At 46.7% G+C, this 23,887-nt stretch carries 23 protein-coding genes; 9 read left to right on the plus strand and 14 right to left on the minus strand.

Annotated elements, in window-relative coordinates:
- Positions 1–48 precede the first annotated feature (48 nt).
- A complete protein-coding gene (locus AC0J20_RS08905) occupies positions 49–909 on the plus strand; it encodes an acyl-CoA thioesterase (protein WP_229527190.1) in 861 nt (286 codons plus the stop codon).
- The gene (locus AC0J20_RS08910) at positions 906–1,427 is read left to right on the plus strand and encodes a gamma carbonic anhydrase family protein (RefSeq protein ID WP_473021402.1); all 522 of its coding nucleotides are present in this window, start codon (positions 906–908) and stop codon (positions 1,425–1,427) included. Before AC0J20_RS08905 ends, AC0J20_RS08910 begins: the two co-directional genes overlap by 4 nt.
- Before the next feature lie 79 nt (positions 1,428–1,506).
- Here the strand turns inward: AC0J20_RS08910 and AC0J20_RS08915 are convergent, their stop codons facing one another.
- From AC0J20_RS08915 to AC0J20_RS08930, 4 genes are all read right to left on the minus strand, one after another.
- Positions 1,507–4,581: a TonB-dependent receptor domain-containing protein gene (locus tag AC0J20_RS08915; RefSeq protein ID WP_473021403.1), complete on the minus strand. Its 3,075-nt coding sequence runs from the start codon at positions 4,579–4,581 to the stop codon at positions 1,507–1,509.
- A 565-nt stretch (positions 4,582–5,146) separates the two neighbouring features.
- Positions 5,147–6,529 (minus strand): DUF2271 domain-containing protein, encoded by a 1,383-nt coding sequence (locus AC0J20_RS08920; RefSeq protein ID WP_473021404.1) that lies wholly within the window; start codon positions 6,527–6,529, stop codon positions 5,147–5,149.
- Positions 6,529–7,473 carry an EF-hand domain-containing protein gene (locus AC0J20_RS08925; protein ID WP_229527194.1) on the minus strand — a complete coding sequence of 315 codons (945 nt, stop codon included), beginning with the start codon at positions 7,471–7,473 and terminating at the stop codon, positions 6,529–6,531. The genes AC0J20_RS08920 and AC0J20_RS08925 overlap by 1 nt, the downstream gene beginning before the upstream one ends.
- 15 nt (positions 7,474–7,488) lie before the next feature.
- The gene (locus tag AC0J20_RS08930; protein WP_473021405.1) at positions 7,489–8,277 is read right to left on the minus strand and encodes a DUF4198 domain-containing protein; all 789 of its coding nucleotides are present in this window, start codon (positions 8,275–8,277) and stop codon (positions 7,489–7,491) included.
- Positions 8,278–8,421: 144 nt separating this feature from the next.
- On the opposite strand from AC0J20_RS08930, the gene AC0J20_RS08935 reads away from it, so the two are divergent.
- The 7 genes from AC0J20_RS08935 (at position 8,422) to AC0J20_RS08965 (ending at position 15,896) form a co-directional block, all read left to right on the plus strand.
- On the plus strand, positions 8,422–10,797 hold the full coding sequence (locus tag AC0J20_RS08935) for a TonB-dependent hemoglobin/transferrin/lactoferrin family receptor (RefSeq protein ID WP_473021406.1): 2,376 nt from the start codon (positions 8,422–8,424) through the stop codon (positions 10,795–10,797).
- 99 nt (positions 10,798–10,896) lie between these two features.
- Positions 10,897–11,718 (plus strand): DUF3450 family protein, encoded by an 822-nt coding sequence (locus AC0J20_RS08940; protein ID WP_473021407.1) that lies wholly within the window; start codon positions 10,897–10,899, stop codon positions 11,716–11,718.
- Positions 11,715–13,064, plus strand: a complete 1,350-nt coding sequence (locus tag AC0J20_RS08945; RefSeq protein ID WP_473021408.1) for a MotA/TolQ/ExbB proton channel family protein — start codon at positions 11,715–11,717, stop codon at positions 13,062–13,064. Before AC0J20_RS08940 ends, AC0J20_RS08945 begins: the two co-directional genes overlap by 4 nt.
- Positions 13,064–13,480 carry a MotA/TolQ/ExbB proton channel family protein gene (locus tag AC0J20_RS08950; RefSeq protein ID WP_473021409.1) on the plus strand — a complete coding sequence of 139 codons (417 nt, stop codon included), beginning with the start codon at positions 13,064–13,066 and terminating at the stop codon, positions 13,478–13,480. Before AC0J20_RS08945 ends, AC0J20_RS08950 begins: the two co-directional genes overlap by 1 nt.
- Positions 13,470–13,877 (plus strand): ExbD/TolR family protein, encoded by a 408-nt coding sequence (locus AC0J20_RS08955; protein WP_229527200.1) that lies wholly within the window; start codon positions 13,470–13,472, stop codon positions 13,875–13,877. The genes AC0J20_RS08950 and AC0J20_RS08955 overlap by 11 nt, the downstream gene beginning before the upstream one ends.
- A gap of 13 nt (positions 13,878–13,890) precedes the next feature.
- Positions 13,891–14,553: an energy transducer TonB gene (locus AC0J20_RS08960; protein WP_473021410.1), complete on the plus strand. Its 663-nt coding sequence runs from the start codon at positions 13,891–13,893 to the stop codon at positions 14,551–14,553.
- On the plus strand, positions 14,550–15,896 hold the full coding sequence (locus tag AC0J20_RS08965; RefSeq protein WP_473021411.1) for a tetratricopeptide repeat protein: 1,347 nt from the start codon (positions 14,550–14,552) through the stop codon (positions 15,894–15,896). The genes AC0J20_RS08960 and AC0J20_RS08965 overlap by 4 nt, the downstream gene beginning before the upstream one ends.
- 3 nt (positions 15,897–15,899) lie before the next feature.
- Here the strand turns inward: AC0J20_RS08965 and AC0J20_RS08970 are convergent, their stop codons facing one another.
- From AC0J20_RS08970 to AC0J20_RS09015, 10 genes are all read right to left on the minus strand, one after another.
- Entirely contained in the window at positions 15,900–17,375 is a 1,476-nt protein-coding gene (locus AC0J20_RS08970; RefSeq protein ID WP_473021412.1) for a flavodoxin domain-containing protein, read from the minus strand.
- 23 nt (positions 17,376–17,398) lie between these two features.
- Complete coding sequence (locus tag AC0J20_RS08975) at positions 17,399–17,998, minus strand: PepSY-associated TM helix domain-containing protein (RefSeq protein ID WP_473021413.1); 600 nt, start codon at positions 17,996–17,998, stop codon at positions 17,399–17,401.
- Between the two features lie 82 nt (positions 17,999–18,080).
- Positions 18,081–18,893 carry a hypothetical protein gene (locus AC0J20_RS08980; RefSeq protein WP_473021414.1) on the minus strand — a complete coding sequence of 271 codons (813 nt, stop codon included), beginning with the start codon at positions 18,891–18,893 and terminating at the stop codon, positions 18,081–18,083.
- A 4-nt stretch (positions 18,894–18,897) separates the two neighbouring features.
- Positions 18,898–19,785 (minus strand): metal ABC transporter permease, encoded by an 888-nt coding sequence (locus AC0J20_RS08985; protein ID WP_473021415.1) that lies wholly within the window; start codon positions 19,783–19,785, stop codon positions 18,898–18,900.
- Positions 19,786–19,790: 5 nt separating this feature from the next.
- Entirely contained in the window at positions 19,791–20,540 is a 750-nt protein-coding gene (locus tag AC0J20_RS08990) for a metal ABC transporter ATP-binding protein (RefSeq protein ID WP_473021416.1), read from the minus strand.
- A gap of 5 nt (positions 20,541–20,545) precedes the next feature.
- Complete coding sequence (locus tag AC0J20_RS08995; protein ID WP_473021417.1) at positions 20,546–21,433, minus strand: metal ABC transporter solute-binding protein, Zn/Mn family; 888 nt, start codon at positions 21,431–21,433, stop codon at positions 20,546–20,548.
- Between the two features lie 24 nt (positions 21,434–21,457).
- Positions 21,458–21,946, minus strand: a complete 489-nt coding sequence (locus AC0J20_RS09000; RefSeq protein ID WP_473021418.1) for a hypothetical protein — start codon at positions 21,944–21,946, stop codon at positions 21,458–21,460.
- Between the two features lie 16 nt (positions 21,947–21,962).
- Positions 21,963–22,295: a hypothetical protein gene (locus AC0J20_RS09005; protein WP_473021419.1), complete on the minus strand. Its 333-nt coding sequence runs from the start codon at positions 22,293–22,295 to the stop codon at positions 21,963–21,965.
- Complete coding sequence (locus tag AC0J20_RS09010; protein WP_473021420.1) at positions 22,288–23,112, minus strand: DUF4198 domain-containing protein; 825 nt, start codon at positions 23,110–23,112, stop codon at positions 22,288–22,290. The genes AC0J20_RS09005 and AC0J20_RS09010 overlap by 8 nt, the downstream gene beginning before the upstream one ends.
- A complete protein-coding gene (locus AC0J20_RS09015; RefSeq protein ID WP_473021421.1) occupies positions 23,112–23,591 on the minus strand; it encodes a DUF2271 domain-containing protein in 480 nt (159 codons plus the stop codon). The genes AC0J20_RS09010 and AC0J20_RS09015 overlap by 1 nt, the downstream gene beginning before the upstream one ends.
- Positions 23,592–23,887 lie beyond the last annotated feature (296 nt).

A 23,887-nucleotide genomic window follows, 5' to 3' on the forward strand; every position in this document is an offset into this window, starting at 1 on the left:
AATTAGGTTTCTGAATGTCATTCAGTAAATGGAATCACACAATATCCAATGAGTAAGTTACCAAAAATCAATGAGTTATTAAGCCCTGATAAAATTGAAGAAGATTTTTTTCTTTTTCCAAGTTGGGATTTAGGCTTCAGAGCCTTGTACGGTGGTCAGGTGATGGCTCAGGCGCTCAGTGCCGCTCAACAAACAGTGGAAGCCCCTTTTGTGGTGCATTCTTTACACTGTTACTTTCTGTTGCCCGGCGATGCAAAACTGCCGGTGTTTTGTCAGGTGGAAAGAGTAAGAGATGGGCGTAGTTTTGCGACTCGTCGGGTTAAGGCGATTCAAAAGGGCAACATTATTTTTGATTGTATGTGCTCGTTTCAGTTACCTGAGAACGGGTTTAATCACCAAACCCCTAAAATGCCAAAGGTACCCGGGCCTGAATCCCTGAATAATGATATTGAAAAATACGAATCTCCCAGCATGCAGGTGTCGGAAAAGCTAAAAACCGCTATTCCTTTCCACAAACCAATTGAAATACGCAGTGTTAAATCTGATGAGGATAGTGCACAACAATTTGTCTGGATGCGTTTGCGGGAACACAGCGAAGTTGAAGATAAGCTTCCCTTTCATCAGCGCGCTCTGTGTTACGCCTCTGACTACTACTTTTTGATGAGTGCAGTGCGTAAACATGGTCTGTCACCGTCGGACAGTAATTTGCGTCTGGCCACGATAGATCACGCCATCTGGTTTCATCGCGGTTTCGATTTTAATGACTGGGTGTTATATGTTTCTGAAAGCCCTACCAGCGCCAGTGGCCGGGCCTATGTCAGAGGACAATTGTTTTCCAGTAACGGGGATTTAATCGCATCAACGACTCAGGAAGGGTTATTGCGGCTTAAACAGGAGACCAAAAAATGATTTATTCACTCGGCGATTTAACGGTTAGCCAACATGATTCCGTGTTTATTGCACCCGGCGCACATGTCGTCGGTGATGTCGAGCTACAAGAAAATAGCAGTGTCTGGTTTAATGCGGTGATTAGAGGGGACTGTGACAAGATCACTGTCGGCAAAAACAGCAATATTCAGGATGGCAGTGTGTTGCACACGGATGAAGGTGTTCCTTTGACTATTGGCGAAGGGGTTACCGTGGGACACAAGGTGATGCTGCACGGTTGCACAATTGGTGATTATTCTTTAATTGGTATCAATGCGGTGGTGCTCAATGGCGCTAAAATCGGTAAGCATTGTGTTATTGGTGCCAATGCACTCATCACCGAAGGCATGGAAATTCCGGACGGTTCATTGGTGGTGGGGTCACCCGGTAAAGTCATTAAGTCGCTATCTGATAAACAACGTGCACAGCTGGAACTTTCAGCCGCTCACTATGTGCAAAATGCGCAGCGTTTTAAAACGCAATTAAACGTTCAGGGATAAATCACGACAGAAGTGACAGTATTCTCAATTTGTAAAAGCAGGCGCCTGCAATGAATTGCAAAGCGCCTTTTTTTAGATTTTAAAAGAAGTGCGTGTACGAAATACGGTAGGTGGTACCGTAAGCGTTGTGGTTGATGGTGTCGAACCCACGACTTGAGCCGTAAACTACAGGTGGATCGCGGTCAAACAGATTGTCGATATTTAGCTTGATGGTGGCATTCTTAAGAATGATACCAAACCGGGCATCGACGGTGGTCCAGGAGGAAACATTGCGGATACTGTCGGCATCGGGTAAAACACCCATCGCCACCAGCTCATCAATTTCTCGTCCGCGCATGCCCTCAATGTCATCTTCGTAGCCATCCACATAACGCAATGTGACTCCGCCATAATAGTCATCATTGCCCCAAACCATCGACAGGTTGGCAATGTTTTCCGGATAGCGATAGGTACCGATCAACTCTTCAATTTCGTCTGAACCTGGTTTGTTTCTGTCAAAGCTGAGGTAATGTGTCCAGTCTAAATCAAGGGACAGTACGCCATCCCACAAGGCCATATCGTGTGCAATCTTAACATCTAAACCTGAGACATCCTGAGTTCCGGTGTTTTCTAACGGAATAACATGGTCACGGTTGAATGGCAGTTCCGGATCACGTGGTTCTGCCAGTAATACATAGCGATCCAACAAGCCAAACAGGTCATTGGTTTGATCAACCAGTAGTCCGTCAGGACCTAATACCTGAACATAGTGCAGATCATCATCACTGTAGCCAGGTAAATAATCGCCATTAACATCAGTGATCACAGTACCTTGTGCATTCACCAGATATTTATTGCCATCGTCTCCACGGATTGCATCAGCGTAGGTGTCTATACAAACTTCATCTCCATAGGAAATACCCGTACTTCCGGTTGGCACTAATCCACAGTGACGCAAAGAGTCGTCAGTAACAGCTTCGGCCAAAACGCCGGTCATGTTGGTATCAACAATATTTTTGTGTTCAAACGACCAGTAGTCAGCGGTAATTGTGGTGTCATCGCCAGGACTCCAGGCGAATCCGATACTGACAGAATCTGACTCTTCCGCTCTTAAACTTCGACTGCCCAATTCCAGGGTATTCTCGGTGACTTCACGACCATCGCCACTGCAATACAGGTCTGAAACCTGCGCGTTGGCAGCACAGTCAAATGTGGACGTTGTGGTTCTTAGTTCAATACCCGCCTGGGTTAATGAGGGGGCGCGAAAAGAAGAGGCAAAGCTACCACGTATGATGAGTTGGTCGGTTGGTCTCCATGAAATACCCACCTTTGGGTTAAACGTGCTCCCAAAATCATCGTAGTGATCGTATCGGCCGGCGAGTTGCATATCGACGGTTTCGTGTAGTGGGATATAGAGTTCTGCAAAGGCGCCATATTGGGTACGATCAGCTCTTGCCAGGCTGGAACCGAAACCGAAGACATCCACCAGATACTCATTATCAAAGTTTGCTCTGGAGTTTGCTGACGGGATATCTTCCAGGTCTTCCTGACGGTATTCTACGCCAAAGGCGGCGCGAATATAGTCATCACCAAATTCCATTAGCTCGCCATTGAAACGTGCATCTATGCCAAATACCGAACTCTTACCATTACGGGTAGGGCGCTCCTGTGCAACTGCTAAAATAGCATCGTTATTTGCATCGTTGATAATGAAGGGATTGAATGCCCCTAATAAACCCGCGCTGCCACAGTTAAGTGTGTCTGAATCACCGTCGTAGTCAGCAATACTGCCATCGGCACACAACTCGCCATGGACAGCGGCGTTATATTTGTATCTGTTATAGATACCCGAGATTGCTTCCTGCTCAGATTCAGATTCAGAGTAAGTGACCGCCGTTTCCCATTGCCAGTCGCCGATTTCACCGGCCAGTGACGAAACCAAACGGAAAGATTGTGTTTCATTCTCTATAGTTCGCGGGTCCTGAAAGCGGGCATCATAGCGAAAGCCATACAGATCCTGACCCGCCTGAGTTGTAAATGGGTCGTCCCAGATGATGTCATAAGGGCTGGATACCCCTTGCCAGGCTTGTAAATCTGCTTCCGAATAAATATCCAGCGCACTGTAAGGGGCAAACGGACCTTCACCATCAAATTCATCGTTAATGGGAGCTGGAGTTGAGGTCGCTACTGATTCAGAGCGACTGAAAAAGAAGTCTGTATTCCACTGCACGTCACCGATATCCCGGCTGTATATCGCCCCTACGGATTGAGATTCTAATTCAGAATCTAGCAAACTATCTCCATTTGAATAATACGCGCAAATATCTTCGCCAAACTCCGTTACGGTGGTGGGGTAAGGGCAGTCAGGGTTGGGCAATTCATTGCCATCCCGTGAAGAAAAATAATAAATGTTGGGATAGGGGAGTTTAGGTAGATAAGAATAGCTGTTTACTAATAAAGGCTCTGCAGAAATGGGTCTGTCACTGGCTTCAAAAGCATTTTTGTCATACAAGTCTGCAAATAACGTCAGGTTACCACCCGCAACGGCGCCGCCCCATACGATATTGACACCCTTTTTCGATTCGTCAGAGCTTTGCACGCTATCCTCAAACGAAACATTTAGCTCCGCACCCTGATAATCTTTTTTGAGAATGTAATTGATAACCCCGGCGACAGCATCGGCACCATAAATTGCCGACGCACCGGTTGCCAGTACCTCAATACTTTCAATGGCAGCCAATGGAATACTATTAACATCGACAAAGTTTTCTGTGCCGGCAGCAAAAGAACTTGGTGCTACACGGCGGCCGTTAATTAATGTCAGCGTAGAAGATGGGCCCAGACCTCGTAATGAGGCGGCGGCCTGGCCTGCCGGGGTTGAGTTGGAAGTACTGCCCGATTCAGTGGTACTGAACGTGCCACTACCACCGCGGGTTTGTCCCAGGTTTTGTAACAGTTCAAATACAGAATTGGCACCGGATTGCGCGATATCTTCAGCACTGATGATTTGTAGTGGTTGAGTGCCTTCTAAATCGACACCGCGGATGTTGGAGCCGGTAACCTGAATGCGTTCAACAGCTTTTTCTTCGTTCGTGGTTGTTTCTTGTGCAATGGCGGCAGCCACTGGCGTCAGGGCACAGGTAAGCCCCAAAAGCATATGCAAAGTTTTGTTCATGATCAAAAATTCCTACAACAGTGAAGTTGCTTTGTGTGTCTACGGTTTTTGTTTTTTTACAGAAGCTGAGCAAGTCTTAATAAAAGACTCGTCATAGGAGACAGCCGAAGGCCTACTCGTCAAACCACTCTGACAAGTACCACGGTGTGTAGGTATATTGAGATAACGAAACTGCTTTTTTCAACATAAGGTTGTTGTTAATTGCTACTCAAAATTTAATCAATTTAGTCTAAACAAAACCCAGAATGAGTATTTGCTATTTAAATAAATACCGTAAATCAGGCTCGCGGTAAATAGCCTGTTAATAAAAATCTTTTGTTTTTGTGAGATGCGATGAATAGATATGCTGTCCGGGTAAATAAATCTATAGAAGAACACCCTCACAGAGGGGCAATCTGCAATAGTTATGCAATGTCAAAAATATTAAGGATTTGTTAACAAACAGTAGCCCTGGGGCAAAGGATTTGGGTTTTCACTGTTCCTGGGAAAAACAGGAAAACCCGTTCTGGTTTTGCTTCGCTATGTATCAGCGATTATTGTTTCTGTGCAGACACATACACAGACACTAAAACGCGATCTGCACACTGTGCAACTCATTTTCACCTTCCACGTTAAGCGGTGACTTATCTGTGCGAATACTTAGTGGAATCTTTTTGTAGGTTCTGCCGCCATGCTCCCGGGCGATTTCAACATGCAATAATAAGTTGTCTAAGTGCACATCCTTACCGTATTGATCTAATCCATCCCAGTTTACCTCAATGGGTTTATTCCCCATCGTAGCGCCTGACATGGCATCAATCAGGGAGTCATCTTTGCGCGCTATTTTACGCCACCAGGTACGGAGATCTTTCAGCCAATTTTCACCCGTACCACGGATATGGAGGTTTCTGAGCAACTTATTTTCTGTATCTGTAATCCAGACAGCCGCATAAGGCCCCTGATAATCAGCAATGTCAAATTCAGGCAAACGGACGCGAATTTTCACCTGTTGCATCGATGCCGGGGATACTCCCGTAAAGGCCTGGTAGTGTTTACTGTAATAGACTCGCTGTTGTTGATCCCTAAGGGCGAGATGATGTTTTTCTGAATCTACCAGGCTTAACACAAACCGGCTGGTATTGGATGCTGCGAGATAACCAAGGACGACAGCGTCTATCGGGGTTTCACTCAGTACATGAGATGCAAACATGGATGCGGGCCAGCCATCATTGTGGCTTATAATACCCTGTTCGGTGCTGCCCTGGTAAGCGGATTGTTGCCATGGCGCAATTTCATAACTGATGGTATTACGCAATGTCAGGGATTGCTGATTTCCCGCCAAACTGGTTTGGTGCGGCCAGGTTGTATCATGCCCTGAAAACGCGTTCAGTAAGCCGATTTGAAGGTGATATGCGGTAATATCCTGTGAGGCTAAATAATCGATAATTCGTTGCAGGATAATGGCCTGAGTCAAATCGCCAAAATCCCAAACTAACTCGCTATCTGTGACCACTTGTCTGGTGTCAGCAGATAACGTCACTTTCGCAACGCGAGCGCTGCGCGCCAGTTTTCGGGCCTCTCGTCGTTCCAGTAAGCCTTGTCCATGTACATAGTCATGCCAGTATTGTTTCAGGTTACCATTTCGACAGGAAAATCGACTTTCAGTTTTCTGGTGCCATCTTTCACACTGCGCAATAGCTGAAAACAACCATTCTGGCGCCGCGAAATCTGTAGTGCTATTTAGTTGGTTAACTAACGATTCAGGGGCACGGTTGTTCAGGTTGAAGACGGTGTCGTCGACTATATTTTGAATGGCTGTCCTGTTTAGCTCATTGAGTGGGTTTGTTGTGATGGTCAGTTGCTCACCATTGTTCAGTGAAAACGAGCTTGACGATTGTGCGAATGCTTTATTGATAAAAATGCAAAGTGTTGCAGCGCATAGCGCTGCAGTCAGATACTTGTTGGCCACTATCGCGTCGCCTTAGCAATAACCGTAGCGGTATCACCTTGTTTGTCTTCGTCTTTTTTACTCTCGCTTTTAGGCTTTCTTTTATAAATCGGATCTTCCAGTGAAATCAGACCATCTTCATTGGTGTCATGTCGCGTAAAACTTCTGAAACCAGACTGCATGTACTCAGAGAACGTCATGGCTTTGTCTTCATTTTTATCCAAAACCCCGAAACGCACGTAGGCTTGTTTTACCTGAGCTTCGTAACTTTTCTCAATTTGTTTATCCAGTCGGTCTTCAAACTCAAGTACATATTCCTGTTCGGTCAGCAATCCATCGTTGTTTTCATCACTGCGCTTAAAGTGCTCATCCCGAACATTTTGAAACTCTTCCTGAGTTACTTTTTCATCACCATTACTATCGTAAAGGTCCATAAAACCTTTTATGGAATGCGTTGTTGGCATACGCAAAAGTGGTCGTTGTGCTAATGTTCGTTGTGGCTTTTCATCGGCTTTTTTGTCCTTTTTATCAGATTCCCCCCGGCGTTTAGGTTCCGGGTCACTGGCCAGAATAAGCCCGTCTTTGTCGGCATCCATATAGTCAAATCCGCGTTGCCCAATTGCGTTTAATTCTTCCGGGGAAATAAAGCCATCTTCATCTTTATCAATAGCTTTAAAACGAACATGTGTTTGTTTTACTGAAGCTTTGCGATCTTCAGCGAAACGTTGCGTGATTTTTCCTTCCCACTCATAAACATATTCGCTCTCATCGACAATGCCATTATTGTCCGTATCTGTCGCTGCAAAGCGATCACGTCTCGCCGCAACGAATTCTTCCAGCGGTAATTTCTGATCCTGATTTAAATCGTACGTCAGAATAATGCCACTGGCGCTATGTGGAGCCGCCAGAAGCGCTTGTGGCGCGGTTAAGGCCGTTAGAATTAATAGACTGGCGCGGGTTCTCATAAGTTTTTCCTCTTTTTAATAAACTTCGAAAGTAACGGTTGTGGTGTAACTGTATTGTGCTACGTCAGCACCAGCGGGCGCATCTGCACGTAGCCGTGTTTTAAGCAAATACAGGCCAGCCGCAGTGGGGGTAAATTGGGTATTTCCGGTACTGTCTGTGAGCACTGAGACCTGATCTGATTCTTCACTAAACTGGTCTTTTGCGTGATAGATAGTGACCGCTTGTTCCGCAACGGGCTGACCGTTCATATGCACTGAAAATGCAACCGGTTCGTTGTGGAACAGGCTATTGGGATGCGTACTGAATAACACTTCAAAACCTTGTTGAGTGGCCTTAAGTGCTTGCCGGGTAGGGGCATTTTTTGAAACGTAAGTAATGGCACTGGTAGCCGGTCTGAATTTGGCGGTTAATGTCGCGCCTTCAGGTAAGGGTTTTTCGTCGCCTCGCAGAGATCCGCGCTCACCATTCAGCTCATAAATACGAAAAATCGGGCCAAGCCTGTTACCAGTCGAAATTTTATAGGTGCCATCTTCCTTAATCTTGTGTTCCAGCACATTTCTTGTTTCCAGGTTTACGACTGTCTCAATCTTCTGAGTGACGCCATCGGGACCAACAATGTCGAAGTCAGCATTGCTGATTGCCGATTCCGGTACAAAGAATTGCTCTGCAAACGAAGCATCCAGTGTAACGGCTTTAGCATTCTGCAATTCGAAACTAAAGGGTTTTAAATAGGGGGTGTGTGCGTTAACTGAGGATGCGAATCCGGCGTTCAGTAAAAGCGTTAAAGCGATAAATGAGCGCATTGAAAATTCCTGAATGTAAAAATATTTGCCAGATATTATTGCAAATGCAAATCATTATCAATAGTATGTGCTCCTCAAATTTCAATTGATAATGATTATCATTAATATCTAATGCAAGGTTCACTCAACGAATAAGGTAAGAACATGAACTTCAAGTACTCGCTAATATGTATTGCTTTAACCAGTGTATTGAGCGCTAACGCTTATGCACAGCAAACACGTCTGGAAGCCACTAAAGTAAACAACGAAGAAAGTGAAAAATCTCAGCAAAATGCAGTGGTATTGGATAGCGACGCGCTTACCAATCAGTCGATTACCAACATTGAAGATACAACGCGATATATTTCCGGTGTACAGGTAAACAACGCCGGTACGCGATTTGGGGACGATGGTTTTAACATTCGAGGATTGGGTGGTGATGCGGTTGCTGTGACAGTTGACGGTGTTTCACAAGGGGAGACACTGAATCCTTCTACATTTGCAGCTTATGGTATGTACGGTTCCAGCCGCGGGCAGGCCGAAATAGAACATGTTAAAACCGTCACTATTTTAAAGGGGCCCAGCAGTGTTACCTCCGGTGCTAATGCGCTGGCGGGTTCGGTTGCGTATGTTACTAATGACGCGGCTGACTTTTTACCTGCCTCCGGGGATGCTTTTGGCGGTCGGGTAAAAACCGGATTTGATACCCGTTCGGATGAATGGCTGATCAGCACAGCGTTGGCCAATCGCAGTGGTAACTGGGAAACACTAATTCAGTACACCCAAAGAGACGGCAATGAAACCGAAGCTCACGACAATGGCGCAGATATCCTGGGGGCAGGGCGCGGTCAGGCTGATTTGATGGATAAATCCGCAAAATCTGTTTTGGCTAAAGTCGCTTATAATCTGTCGCCAGACGCACAACTGGGTGTGGTTTTTGAAAAAAGCGATCGGGAAAATAATGGCACACCATTGTCTCGTGAAGGCAGTGCAACCTACTTTGATTTTTATTCCATAGATAATAACGATAAAGAACGTTACGGTTTGTTTTACAAACAACAAAATGCCAGCAACGGCTTTTATGATTCAGTTGATGTTGCGTTGAATTATCAGGAGTTGTATACCTCCGGTGTCACCGCATTTTCATATAGTGCCGGTGGTTCTGCGCCATTTTTACGTGTTGAAGATCGCGAACTGACCCAGGAAACTACCAGCTTTTCTATTGATTTTGGTAAAACCATTGACAACCATGAGCTACTTTACGGTGCCAGTTACCAATCATCGTCGTTTCTCAATGTTATGTATGATATTCGCTACAACGATACCTCAACCAGCTCCGGATTTCGTCAAGGTTATCCGATCCGTGATCCGGCATTCATTCCAGAATCAGACAAAACCGCATTCAGCGTTTATGTTGCAGACTTGATTCAAATTAACGACCAACTAAATGCGAATGTTGGTGTGCGTTATGACAATACCGAATATGATCCCACCATCGATGACACCTTTGAAGATCCTACCGGTAAAAGTGTCTCGGATGCTGACTTTTCTGCTGTAGTGGGCGAAGTTGGTCTGAGTTATGAATTTGCCAGCGGCCATACTTTAATGGCCAAAATCGCACAAGGTTATCAGGCGCCGACATTGCAAGATGTTTATCTCAGCACTAACTCAGGTGGCGATATCACCGACCTGGTAACAGGGTTGGTTTACGAAGACCTGAGCAAAGTGGCAAACCCTGAGTTGGACGCAGAACGGTCCACCAACTACGAACTTTCTTATCAGGCTCAGTTCGATAAGGGCGCTGTAAAACTTGCCGTGTTCAGAACCGATTACACTGATTTAATTCAGGATTCTACGCTGAGCAACCCCTATGGTGCCGATGTCACGGTAGCTTGTGGATTCTTTGATGTCTGTGATGATTCAGGTACAAAAATCGTAACAGAGGACACCTATCAACAGCCCGAAAATGTCGGTGAGATTGAAATTACCGGATTTGAATTTGAAGCCAGCTACGATTTTACTGCGAATATTACCGGTCGTATGAGCTATTCTGCCATTGACGGTGAGTATCAAACGGCTTCTTCAATCAATGACATTGGTGATGACCTGGTTACCGCAGCGCCAGATACCACGACAGTTGGCCTGTCTTACCGTCCAGACGCCGGGAATTGGGGCGTTGAATTGTACGCTATTCACCGGGCAGACGTTGACAATCGCGGCAGCGTCTATGATGACGAAGGCAATGTGTTGGTGCAGGGGCAAACCAGTTTTGACCTGGCGAATCGCGGCGGCATTATTCACTTCCCGGATTCATTTACCGTGCTGGATTTAACCGCATACTACGAGTTTACCGAGAATCTCAAATTAACCGGGGCTATTTATAATCTGACAGACAAAGAGTATTACCTTTGGGAATCCGTTAATAGCGTCAATAACTCGGGTGGCACAGGTGGTTTTGCCATCAGTGTTGTGGGTGATGGCTATCAACGCTATTCCCAACCTGGTCGCTCGTTTAGTGCTTATCTGACTTATACCTTCTAAATCAGTAACGCTTATATAGCACGGTAGGGACACTGTGCTATAAATTGCAAATAGAAATGGTTTGCATTAACATTACGAAAAGTATCTTTTCCGGATCTCATGAATAACACTGTCCTCAATAAAAAGCCCTCCATACTGGCATCTTGTCGCTGGATTCTGTTGTTGGCAATGACACCAATGTCTGTCACTTTTGCTGATAGTAAAGCCCAGAGTATTGATAACCTGTTATTGCAATGGCAGCAAATTGAAGCTCAACGTACCCAAATCAAAGGTAACTGGCAATTGCGCCAGCAACTGCTCGAACAACAATTGCAGTTGCTGGCTGATGAGCGCGCTACCTTAACCGAATTGCTTGAACAAAAACATCTTGCCAGCAGTGAAGCTGCGACAGAGCGGAAAAGCCTGTTGCTGCAACAGTCGGAATTAGAAGCGCAACAAGCAAGCCTGCTATCTGAGTTAAACCGGGCTACCGGGCAGATTTTGGCCATTAATAGTCAGTTGCCCCCGGTATTGCAAAACAGTTGGCAAACTCATGTAGAAAAACTTAATGAGGCGGATTTACCTGCCAGTGAAATGCTCAACCACATTGCAGAAGCATTGAAAAAACTACACAGTTTTAATAGCCGAATCGTTCTGCATCAAACCGTCATGCAACTTCCCACAAATGATGGTGAAAAATCGATTCAGGTGCAGCAGGTGTTTCTCGGCGCTGCCACAGGTTGGTATATCAGCAATGACCAACAGTATTGGGGCAAAGGCCAAACGACTCCCAGTGGCTGGCATTGGGAGGTATTACAAAATACCGACAGCGTGTTAGCTGACACCTTATCAGCCCTGGTTGATTCGCTGGAGCAGCCGTCGCGCGCTGAATGGATCAGCTTACCCGTTGATATTTCATCTGTACCAGGCGGCCGTCAATGAACATCAAAATTTTTACCTTTTTGTTATTGTCGTGCATACCAACGGTAGGTCTGAGCAATACCACATTAGACGATGTGACGGCCTCCCTGGTGCGTGACATTCAGCAAGCGCAGAAAAACCTGGAGCAGGAGCAGGCGCAGTTACAGCGACAACAGTCGTCATTGGTGGGTAAGGTCCACCAACAGGTTAGTGAAATAAAAGAACTGCGAGAGTCTGCCGCCAATGCCACCCGATTGCGTGACGAACAATTACTGGATTTACAACAGCTTAATGCGCGGCTCAAAGAGTGGCGAACACAGTCCAATTATCAACATCAGATTTTACAAGACTTGCAACAAATAATGGTGTCAGCGAATCCACAGCAAAGTGCCAATGAAACTGCCTTTGACTCGGGACTCGCGCGGCTCAATGAATATGTACTTGTGCAACGATCTGCGTTACAGCCTGCGGTGTCTGCGCAAGAGGTGGTCTTGTTGGATGGAGAAGTGGTTAATGCCCAAACCCTGCGTTTAGGTCCACTGGCCTGGTTTTACTTACCGTCGCAGGAAATCTCTGGTCTGTTAGACAGCACAACGGCCATACCCACTGCCCAAATCCAGTATACCGGGTCACAACACAAACAAGTCCGCGAGGTGTTTGTCAGTCAGCGGGGCGCGCTTTTGTTTGACCCTACGATGGAAAAACTGCTGAAACAAACACAAAGCAGCGAGAGTATATTGCAGCACCTGCAAAAAGGCGGAACCTGGGCCATTCCTATTTTAATGTTTGCCTTGCTGGCACTGCTTATTGGTTTGTTTAAAGCGTTGATGCTGCTGCGTTTGCCACGCCTTTTACCGGCGTTCAGCGAGCGCCTGGCGTTAATTGACCAAAAAGGTGCCACTCCGGCGGATGTTGCCGGGGTACAACAGCAGGTGAAAGAAGCTCAGCGCGATTTGTTGAACATCATCTTAAAGCATGATGTCTCCCAGCAACGTGATGATCAATTATTCGCTTATTTGCTGGCCTATCGACATCGTCTGGAAAGAGGTATCGGTGCCATAGCCCTGGTGGCCTCTATTTCACCTTTGCTGGGGTTATTGGGTACCGTTTCCGGCATGATCAAAACCTTCAGAATGATGACTTTGTTTGGCGCAGGTGATGCCGCTGCTGTCTCTGGTGGAATTTCAGAAGCGCTTGTAACTACTGAGTTAGGGTTGATCGTGGCAATTCCTGCACTCATCGTGCATGCCATTCTCAATCGCCGGGTAAAAAGCCGGTGTCTGACGCTGGAAGCCCAGGCTACGCAACTCAGCCAGATACAGGTTAACGCTACAACTCCGCAAACTTACAAAGAGCAGGCCGCCTGATGCCAGATACTCTGTCGTTACTTATCAATCCAGTTGTCTGGGCAATTGTTGCTGTAGCAATACTCTGTTACAGCAACCTGTTTTCCGGGATATCGCAACAAGCCTCCGAGTCAGATTCAACCCTGCGCTTGGTGCAACTGGACCAGACGCAATCGCTGTTAAACAGCTTACCGTTATTGGGATTGCTGGGCACTATCATTGGTTTACTACAAACCTTCTCAGCGATGGCGCAGGGAGTGGGTAATCAGGCGGAACTTATGAGTTCAGGTATTGCTGATGCCATGTTTACCACTGAAATTGGTCTGTTAATGGTTATCCCAGGTTGGCTGTTGTTGTTTCAGCAACGCAAAACCGTGAGTGCCAGACAGGTGCACAAAGCCATCATCGATATGCAGGGGCCCGCCGATGCGGCGTAACCTTGAACAGCGCTTCGAACAACAACAAGGCCGCGATATTGATTTGTCACCCTTGTTAGATGTGGTTTTTATTCTGTTGATTTTTTTCATTGTTACCACAGTGTTTGTTCGGGAAAGTGGTGTAGATGTAAATAAACCTCAGGCCGTTTCAACTCAGGATCTGGAGCGCAATGTGGTGTTGATCGCAATCACTGACCAGGGCGAAGTGATGTACGATAGCAACAATATTGGCGTTGTGGGCGTGCGCTCAACGGTAGCGCAGTTGTTGCGCCAGCAAGCGAAACCAGTTGTGATCCAGGCTGATAAAAGTGTTCCCACAGACCTGCTGGTTAAGGTGTTAGATCAGGCTAAACTCGCCGGTGCCGAGCAGGTGAGCATCGCTACGACAAGCCCCTGAGGTAATAACAAACATGCTATTGAGTTTTGAATGGCCTGGTAGCCAGTGGCAAAAAAAGTGGCGGCCTGTCAGTGGTGCCGTTCTGATGGCCTCAGGGTTATTGGCTCTGTTGATATTGATCTCGGACAGCGAGTTGTTGCAACCGGAGAAGTTGTTGGTGCGGCAGGTTCAATTCGCCATTCCGCCACCACCACCTCCGCCACCGCCGACTACCAGCCAACCGACAGCTGAAGCTCCGGCATTGGATATTGCGTTAAGCGGCGATGGGCCAACATTAATGACCACTCATATCGAAATTAAAGGTGTTACCGCTATAGAAGAATTAGCTCCGCCTGAGCCACCCACATTGACGCCCAATTGGGATAATCTGCTGCAACCAGATTGGAATACGGTTGGCTTAGAACAACTGGATTCAGCACCGAGGTTACTGAGCAACCTCAATATTGAATATCCCAGCGCGTTGTCTCGTAGGGGGGTAAACAAAGTCAACCTGGAGGTGGATGTGATGATTGACGAATCCGGAAATGTGATTTTGCGTCAGATTTTAGGCACGCCGCCAACAGAGATTATTGCGCCACTTAAATCCCTGATAAAAAAAGCACGCTTTACCGCACCGCTAAAAGATGGCGTAGCCGTGCGGGCGGCATTTATCTGGCCTTTGGAGTTTTCAAAATGATTTTAAAACGTATCGCTGGCAGTGTGAAACTGGCCTTTTGTTTAAGCGCGCTGTGTAGCACCGCGGCTTTGTCGTCTCAGGCAACGGTAACACTCCCGCCTGACGTGATCACATTGCCGCCGGTTTCTGCCGCTTTGCAGGCCACCGAAGCAAAACCGACGCCGCAGGAGTTTGCACTGGCACAAGCGTTACGACCGTTACTGGATGACAGCCGCTACAATCAGGCATTGGAACTGCTTAGCCAACGCGCAGAACTCAGTCCGGCATTGTCGCTGGTTAAAGCCCAGTTGTTAGCTCAACAAAATCAATTTGCCGAAGCGCTGGCAACTTATGACGACGTACTCAAAGAGATGCCAGAGTTAATGCAGGCTCATCAGGGCAGGGCGATTATCCTGCTGTTGCAAAAACGCTATGAAGCAGCACAACATGCTCTCACCAAAGCCATCCAACTGGGGCTCAATGATATCGATGCCTATACGCAATTAGCCTATATCAATTTACAGGCGAATGATGCCTGGAGTGCCTTGTCTGCCTTTCAACATGCGTTGATGTTAGATCCGGATAGCACGTCGCTGCGTTTTGGACTGTTATCAGCATTGGTGAAAACCGGACAAACACACAGTGCACTGAATTTAATTGCCAGTCTGCTGGAACTTGAACCAGAAAACACCGGATTGTGGTTACAACGCGCCAACCTCGCGCTCAGCATGGATGATATCAACATGGCTTTATCCAGTCTGGAAACGGCGATTCGGTTGGGAGATAAAGAACCTGGCAACTACATCATGACCGCACAATTTCATTTGCAAAAGGGCAACTTTACACGCGCCAACGACTTGTTATCGGGAAGTGTCCGGTTTGAGCAACAGCAGATAGTACAACTGCTACCTATGCTAGTCAGGTTTGAACAATGGCAATTGCTGGAAACATTATTGCAAAGCTATCAGCCGGAATTGGAGCAGTTGGTCGGGATTGAGAAAAGTCGTTTTCATTTGTATCAGGCGCAGTTAGCAAAAATCAACAACCAACCCAAACAGGTCACCCAGGCATTAACTGCAGCATTGCAGGCTGATCCGGCAAATGGCAAAGCGCTTCTGGAATTAGCCGGTGTGTATTTGGAAGACAAAAATTACACTGCTGCCGAACACTATTACGCCAGAGCCACGGTTTTAGATACGGTTAAACAGCAAGGTTATCTGGGGTTGGCACAAACTTTTCTGGCGCAACTGAATTATGACGCGGCATTGGAAAATCTCGTTGCTTTGAGCAAACTGGACCCACACAACAAAGACATACAACACAATATCAACGGATTAAAGCGGATTTTGCTGGCTCAGCAATAATGGCTAATAGGTATCGCGATGGTATCGGTGTTGCGCTAAAAGGTCATCGAACAAATCTTCTCCCAGTACCTGTTGCAAGGTGCTGTGCACGGCTTCGCCCATCCCCTTAAAGCTGCCGCACACGTATATTTGCGCGCCTCTGTCGACGAAGTTGCGGATATGATCGGCCTGTTCAGTCAGAATGTGCTGCACATACTGGCCTTGCTCGGTACGCGAAAAGGCTTTATTGATGGTTAGCTGCAGTGATGTACTGGGCCAGTCAGCCATGCTCGAAGCCAGCACATCATCGCTTTGCGATGTTTGTTCGCCAAAGATTAGCCAGATATCGGCGTCACTGTTTCTGCTGATGCGCTGTAAAATTTGTGCTCGTAAGCCAGCCAGTCCACTGCCTGCACCGATGAGCAATAAAGGGGTTTCATTTGCTGTAATATGACAGGAGGGGTTGTCTTTGAGGTAACCACAAAACAGGTCATCACTTTGTGCAAAGGTTGTAAGCCAACCCGAACCCAGCCCTGGGGTGCCGTGCCCGGAATATTGTTTTCTGACAATCAGTTTTAGTGCGTTTTCTGCCGGAACAGAGGCAACGCTATAGCTGCGCAGTGGCAGCAAAGGTAGATTTCGGACCTGGTCTGACAGGCCCTGAGAATCTGCTAATTTATCAAGTTTTCTGACCTGCAACACCTGTTCAATAGGTTGTGGCATGCCGTTTATGACAATAGGCGTGTGAGGGGCTATCTGATGGCTTTTCAGCCAGTCGGCGATAGCCTGACGTGAGTTATGAGGCTGCACGTCCAGAATGTCGCCTGCCTGCCAGTGCGGTAGCGAGTGCTCTGCGGCAAGTGTGACTTCCACTAACTCTCTGCCCTGACCCTGGTTGAGCTGTTTTCGTGCAATAACACGCCAAACAGATGGGCTGCGCTGTTGCTCAGAATGTTCAGCGGCACTGCGAATAAGTGCCTGGGAGTCGGCGCGGTCGATGCGTTGTAACCTTTGCACCCGTCTTGCACCGAGCGCATGAAGCGTGGTGTTTAATTCATCGCCAAATTGGCAAAACTGCGGATACTGGCTATCCCCGAGTGCAATAACACGATAAGACAGGGAAGTGAGTAGGTGGTCTTTTTTGTCCTGCAGAAAGCGTTTTAAGGCAAGGCTAAAGCGGCGGCCATTGTCCGGGGGCTCTCCGTTGCCATAGGTACTGACAATAAACATAGCCTGCGTTACCTTGCTTAAAATGTCCAAACTGATTTCATCCAGGGAAGCCAGTTTTATGGGATATTTATCAGCAAGTTGATGTGCCTGTTGCTCCGCCAGTTGTTTTGCCGTGCCGGTTTGGCTGGCATAGGCAATAAGATATCCGTTTTCCGGAATATGATTTTGCTGTTGTTTTTTGCTCCACTGCCTGATGGCCAGGCAAACTATCCAAACACAGTAACCTGCACTCAGAGAAATCGCTAATATTAACTGCTCATGATTGGTCATAAAATACGCTGTAATTCAATCAATTAGTGAATAAAAATTAATACAATGACAACCGGTACCAAAAAGCCCAGCGCAGTAGCTGGCCAGGTAGAAGGCTTGTACGATGCTTGCTTTATCAGCAGCCAAAGCCCGGTTAAGGTAAAAACCACAATAGCTACTGCGATAACATCGATAAATCCGGCCCAGACCGTGCCTGTATGTCGTCCTTTGTGTAAATCATTAAAGTAGGCAACCCAGCCTCTGTCTGTGGACTCGTAAACAAACTCTGCCATCTCGATATCCATTGCCAACCAGCGATCTATGCCGGGACCCGGCCAGGCAATATAGTATTCGCTACCGTCAAAGTTGCCGGAAACATTGCCTGGGATCTCAATAAAGTGCGTTTCCATTAACCAGTGGCGCACTGTATCAGGCAGGATGGCTTGCTCTGCGGGCAATGTTTGAATAGGTGTCACGAAGTGCTGCGGAAATTCACTTTCAATAGTGTGTACGTGTGTATTGCCCGGGATCTGCGAGGCGTGGTTTAAGGTAATGCCAGTAACGGCAAATAACAACATGCCTACCATGGAAACGGCAGCACTGATCCAGTGCCATTGTCGGGCTGTACCCAGCGAAAAACGCATAGTTAAAGTCTCGCCATGATATAAAATTTACTCATTGCACCCACAACCATTGCTTTGACCATGTGGTTATTCTGATCATAGTTTAAGGGGCTTTCAGTTGTTGCAACGCCTGTTCCAGATTGAGTCGTTGCTGGATAAGGCGTTGCGTAAAAGTCTGATTGCCGGGGCGTGAAAAATCATCAATTAACCATTCAGTAGACAAGGCTTTGGATTTCCGGTTTGTCATGGCAATCGATTTCAGACCCAACTCACTGGCTTCTTCCGGTGATGTCCAGTCTGTAGATAAGCTGGCAATCATCGGCGACAGGGCATCGTTTGAAGTTGTGATGATAAAAATCTCTGCATTCATCAGTAATTCGTCAATGCCCATATTAGACTTGCGGATTTCATTGCTAACAGACTGATAGTTTGCGTTTATGACGCTCGCAAATTGTGGCCACAATGCCACTAAATCACGACGTAAAATGCCCAGCATTACCAGGCTATTGTTAGTATTTAACCAAAAATATTCAGTTGTATTTGCCAATACGACTTTCTCACCAGCAGGCATAATCGCGCGGGCAATGTCTATCGGGACGATGCGTATGTTGTCGGTTCGCAACGTTGCATAGATGTCCAGTTCCGGCATGACAGAACTAATATTAACAACCGCCTGATACACACCAAAAGAGTCGCTTCTATGCTTTTCCAGCCAACTTGCGATTCGATTTATTGGCAGACGTTTAGGCGGCAAATAGGCGACTGCGATAGGGGTGTTAGCCACCAACGCCTGTGTCATGCTATGACTAATTGGGGTCACTGTGGCAATTTTGATTTCTTGAGCATAGCTTGTTGCACAATACAGCAAGGTAATTACCAATCCGAAAAATCGGCTGTTAAATGCACACTTGTTCATAAATCTACCTCACCGCTGCTTTGGAAAGTGAAAACCGGGTAATGGCCACAATAAACCACAGACAAGCACACAGAATAATGGCCGGCCCGGTGGGTACAGCCCATTGCAGATACATGGGTAACAATACCCCGGCAAGTGCACTGCTTGTAGCAATCAAGATTGACCAGAGCAACATGGTTTGCAGATTCGTTGCCAGCAGGCGGGCACTGGCTGCGGGAATAAGCAACAAGGCTCCTACCAGTACTGCACCGATTATTTTTACAGCCGCGACGGTCATTAAGGCGATGAGCAGCACAAAAACATAGTCATGCAATTTGGTTTTCACTCTTAAACTATGGGCAATTTCGGGTGAAAGTGCAGCCAGAAAAGCTTTGTTAGAAAAACGCAGTGCCAAGCCCAGTGTAAGCATAAACATTACCGCCAGGATCACGATATCCTGCTCATTGGCGGTTAAAATAGAACCAAATAACACCTGCTCTACGAGGTGGGCATTGACCTGTTTTGCCACAAACATCAAAAGTGCGGCGCCTACGGCCAGCGCAAATGAGAGAAACACGCCAATCAATGCGTCATATGGCACGGCAGTTCGGCCTTTAACCCACTGTAAAGTCATTGCGAATAGAATTGAAAAGGCAAACAGACTTATCCAGGGGGCGGATATTGGTTCTCCCAAAAGAATACCGATGGAAACCCCGGTCAGTGCCGAGTGTCCCACGGCTTCAGATAAAAAGGCCAGTCGCTTAACCACCACCAAAGTGCCGAGTGCTCCCAATAGTGGTCCTATCATCAGGGTGGCAAGAAAGGCGTTAATTAAAAACCCGTAGGAGAACATTTCTGGTAACCAACCAGCCGTAACCAGTTGCGAAAATAGTGTATGAATCAAATCCAGCATAGAAGTTACTGCCTGTAGGATAAAGTCAACGGATCGGCGTGTTCCTGCAGTGATAGCAGCACTTTCTGTGGCGTATCGACAGCGACGAGTGTGCCGTCAATTAACGCTGCGCGTTGACAATATTGTTCGACAATGTGCCAGTGATGCTCCACCATGATGATGGTATTGCCCTGTGCGTGGTACTGCTTCAGAATTTCCAACAAGCGTTGTTGACCTGACTTGTCCACACCGGCCAGAGGCTCATCCAGCAACAAAACATCAGGTGATTGCAGCAGGGCGCCACAGATCAAAACCCGTTGTCGTTCTCCGGTAGACAGGGTGCCCAGTCGTTTGTCGGCAAAATCTCGGATATCAAAATTTTCCATGCCTTGCTGGATGCGCTGGTTGGGTTTGCGCCGCCACCACACCGGACGGTCTTCCAAAACCATGCGTAAATAATCCAGCACAGTCACCGGCAGCGTTGATTCAAATGGCGCTAATTGTGGCACGTAGCCGATGTTTCCTTTGTGCTTTCCGGGCCAGGTATAACTGATGGTGCCCCGGTGTGGCACTATTCCCAATAGCGCTTTGATCAGCGTTGATTTACCGCCGCCATTGGGGCCAACAACGCCAACCCAGGTGCCAGGATCGATAGTCAGAGAGACATCTGACAACAAAACACTCTGATTGACTTTGACACTTACCTTGTCAAAGGCAATGTGCGGTGTCGTGGTTTCTTTTTGTGTTATAGCTTTTGCAGATACCGGAATATTCATGGCGATTACCGTACCTTTGCGCGCGCGAATTCTATGGCCGCCGTCAAACTTTCTATATTGTGGCGCATTTCATTTTCCACCATCTCTGTGGTGTATTCGCCGTGCGTCATATGGGAAAAGTGGAACACTTTGATGCCGGTTTCTTTTTCAATGACATCAATGTAGTCATTGCTCATGTTTAACTCGGTGAACAACACATCTATGTCTGTTTTTCGAATTTCATCAATGGTTTGTTGCAATTGTGATGCGGTGGGTTTGACGCCATGAGCAGGCTCCACGACAGCGGAAACGGTCAGACCAAACTCCTGCAACAAGTAGCCATAAGCGTTATGGGTACTCGCGATTTTCAGATTGCTGACATCTCCGGTCAGCAACAATTGTTGCAATGGCTGTTTTAAATTCCTGAGCTTTCTGGCGTACAGAAAGGCGTTTTTACTGAAATACTTTGCATTTTGGGGCGACAAATCACCCAGCGCTTTGGCGATACTGTAGACTTGTCGAATTGCCGCATCTATCGACACAAATGTATGCGGATTTGATTTTGATTCATTACCCAACAACGGAACGTCTTTGTTGGCATATACCACCGTTAAATCAGGCGGATTGATTCGCTCTACCGCTTCTATCGCAAAATCATCGTGACCAATACCGTTCACCACTAGCGCATCAAGCGTATTCAGCCGGGCAATGTCCGCCGGGTTGAGGGCGTAATTGTGCGGGTTGAATCCGGTTTTTATCAGCGGCAATACGGTGGCTTTATCTGCTACAACGTTTGCAACATAAGAATAGTAGGGGTGTAAACTCACCCCAATGGTTAATTTCTCTGAGTCTTCTTGTGCTAAACCCTGGCGACAGAAAAAACAAAGCAATAATATCAGAAGCTTGTGTTTCATAATTTCTCTAAGGTTGCGGACCGTTTAATGCGGGTCACCCGTTACGGGTTTCCAGTTGCTGCCATGCTGGCAAAAGTGTGCCGCTGTATTGAGGTCGTTTTGAGCTTGTGTATCGTGTGCATGATCATCCTGTAGCCATTCAACTTGCCAGTCGTGCTCCGGTTTTTTTATCAATCTGATTTGCACGTTACCTTCCATGAAAACGAAACAGTTATCTGCCTCCAAAAATCGGTCACCTGACAGAAATGGCGTGATACCCTGAGCTGTTAGCGCTTCAAGCGTTACTGTATCTCCAACAATTTCCAGTTCCTGCATCAGTGCGATTTCTGAGCCAGCATTGGCCAATTGAATAGCGATGTTGCTGAAAGCTTTGGGTAACTTTACCGTCGTTGTGGCCGGATTACGTGTTAACAAAAGTAACAGGCTTGCTATCGATATGACCGACATGACGCCAATAAAAAAAGCGCGATTTTCCAGCTTACTGCTGTGTACAGGGACGATTTCTTTGATCACTTACTTCACTTCGGTACTAATTGAGCTCAACATAGTCAAATTCGGCGGGGCTTTCGTGCCCCGGGTCAAACTTAATGTAAAATTCCATCTCAGGAGCTTTAATCTGCGCACTTCCGTCTGAAGCGGTTTTAACCTTATCTAACAGTTCGTCGTCGTAGGAATAAACCCGCAGTTCAACTTCACCAGCGAGACTGGCATCACTGTATCCGGCTTCGCAAGTGATCAGCGAATTATCGCTGGCATCTTTGTTACAGGCTAAAGTGGGGTAGTGGGCATAGGCTGCACTCGTCATTAGCGCAGCGCAGCCTGTGACCCAAACCAGTAAACCTGATAAACCGCGACTATTCATAGATCACTTCAAAAGCAAAATAGATTCGGGTTCTTGCAATGTCAGCTTCAGGATCCTGGCTGGGTTGTGAGTGAATCACTTTCATCATGTATCGGCCGCCCTGATCAAGGGAAAAATTAACATCCCCGTTATCGTCACTTTTCAGCTCCAGTGCCACAGGCTCTTCGCGGTATTGCGGGCCTTCGAGTTCAACCGTGACGTCTTGTTCGGCGATAGGTTTACCGTCGAGTAATAAACGTACTGTTAAATCTTCCCCGGTGACAAAATCGGCAGGGTGGGTAACCGGAACAAGTTCAACGCCTTCGTTTTTGGGTGTCAATACAGCCTCGGTTGGGGCGTTGTTGGTGACATAGGACATACCAATTGTCATGTATCTAACAGTTTCCGGATTTTTAGCATCTTCAGGAATGGACGCCATTAATTCGGTCTTGTTCATGCGCATACGTTTGAGAGAATCACGCTTGCCGATGGTATAACTGGAGTGGTATGACGGACCACGCCAGTATTCTAGTTTTACCGTACCATCACCTTCTACTGGCAGGTCAAAGGTAGAACGGCGGGCTCCCTTATAAAAAGCGCCGCGATAGCGAATTTCCTTACCGTCAGTACCAAAGATTTTGACGCCTTCACTGGGCATAGAAAAATCAGAACGGTAGGTTGTATGAGTTGCGGTTATATCAACAGGAACCGTGGTGGACTTGTCACTATTGAGGGTAAAGTAGTCAGGCCAAATGTAGATATCGTGTGCATTTGAAGCAGAACTTAACATTGATCCAACGAGATAGCTGCAGGCCAGTACCAAACGTTTGGTTTTCATTATTTTTCACCTATGGTTAGAGTGAGACCACCGAGTTCGTTTTCGGGGTCGAAGTGGTAAGTGTTAACAGAGTCGGTTAAATCAATCGCCTGTTTTACCAGTGTGCGGCCACCATCTTCTCTGACAACTTCGATATAAAATGTGAATGCTTGTAATTCAGGTAACTGAAACGTCTCGGAGTATTTACCCGGACCTTTCGTCGCGCCGGTAATGCCATCAGCTGTTTCGCCGTAACGCCCCTGTTTTCGCCACCAACGCCGAATGTCGACCAACCACTTGTCTTTGTCGGCGCGTTTTAAGTGCCACAGCAGCAATGTTTCTTTTGACTCCTTTGCTTCCAGCCATATGGCGACATAGGGTGCGTTATAGTTAGCAACATTAAACTCGGGTAATTCGAAATCAACTTTCAGTGTCGCTGCACTGAGTGACGAGCTTACTGAAAGTAATATGCCCATCAGCAATGATTTATTGCGCAACATTATTTAACCTTACTGCTTTGCGTTTTAACAACGGGGTAGTTTTGATGGGGATATTTAAACGCGAATAACAATAATTTACAATATGTAATGCAAATAATTATCATTTGTGTGAGTTGGTTGCTGGCTTAGACTCTAATGGCTTTGTTTATTGTTTGCTATGGATAATGGTGTCGATGACCTGATGCGATGAGAAATTACCAGCACCATAACGAAAAATGCCCAGATGAAAACATCTGGGCTAGGGGAATGGCTCATAAAGAGCCGTGCGCTAACTAAAATCTGTTGTCGGTAAGCAA

The organism is Planctobacterium sp. R6 (assembly GCF_055755215.1).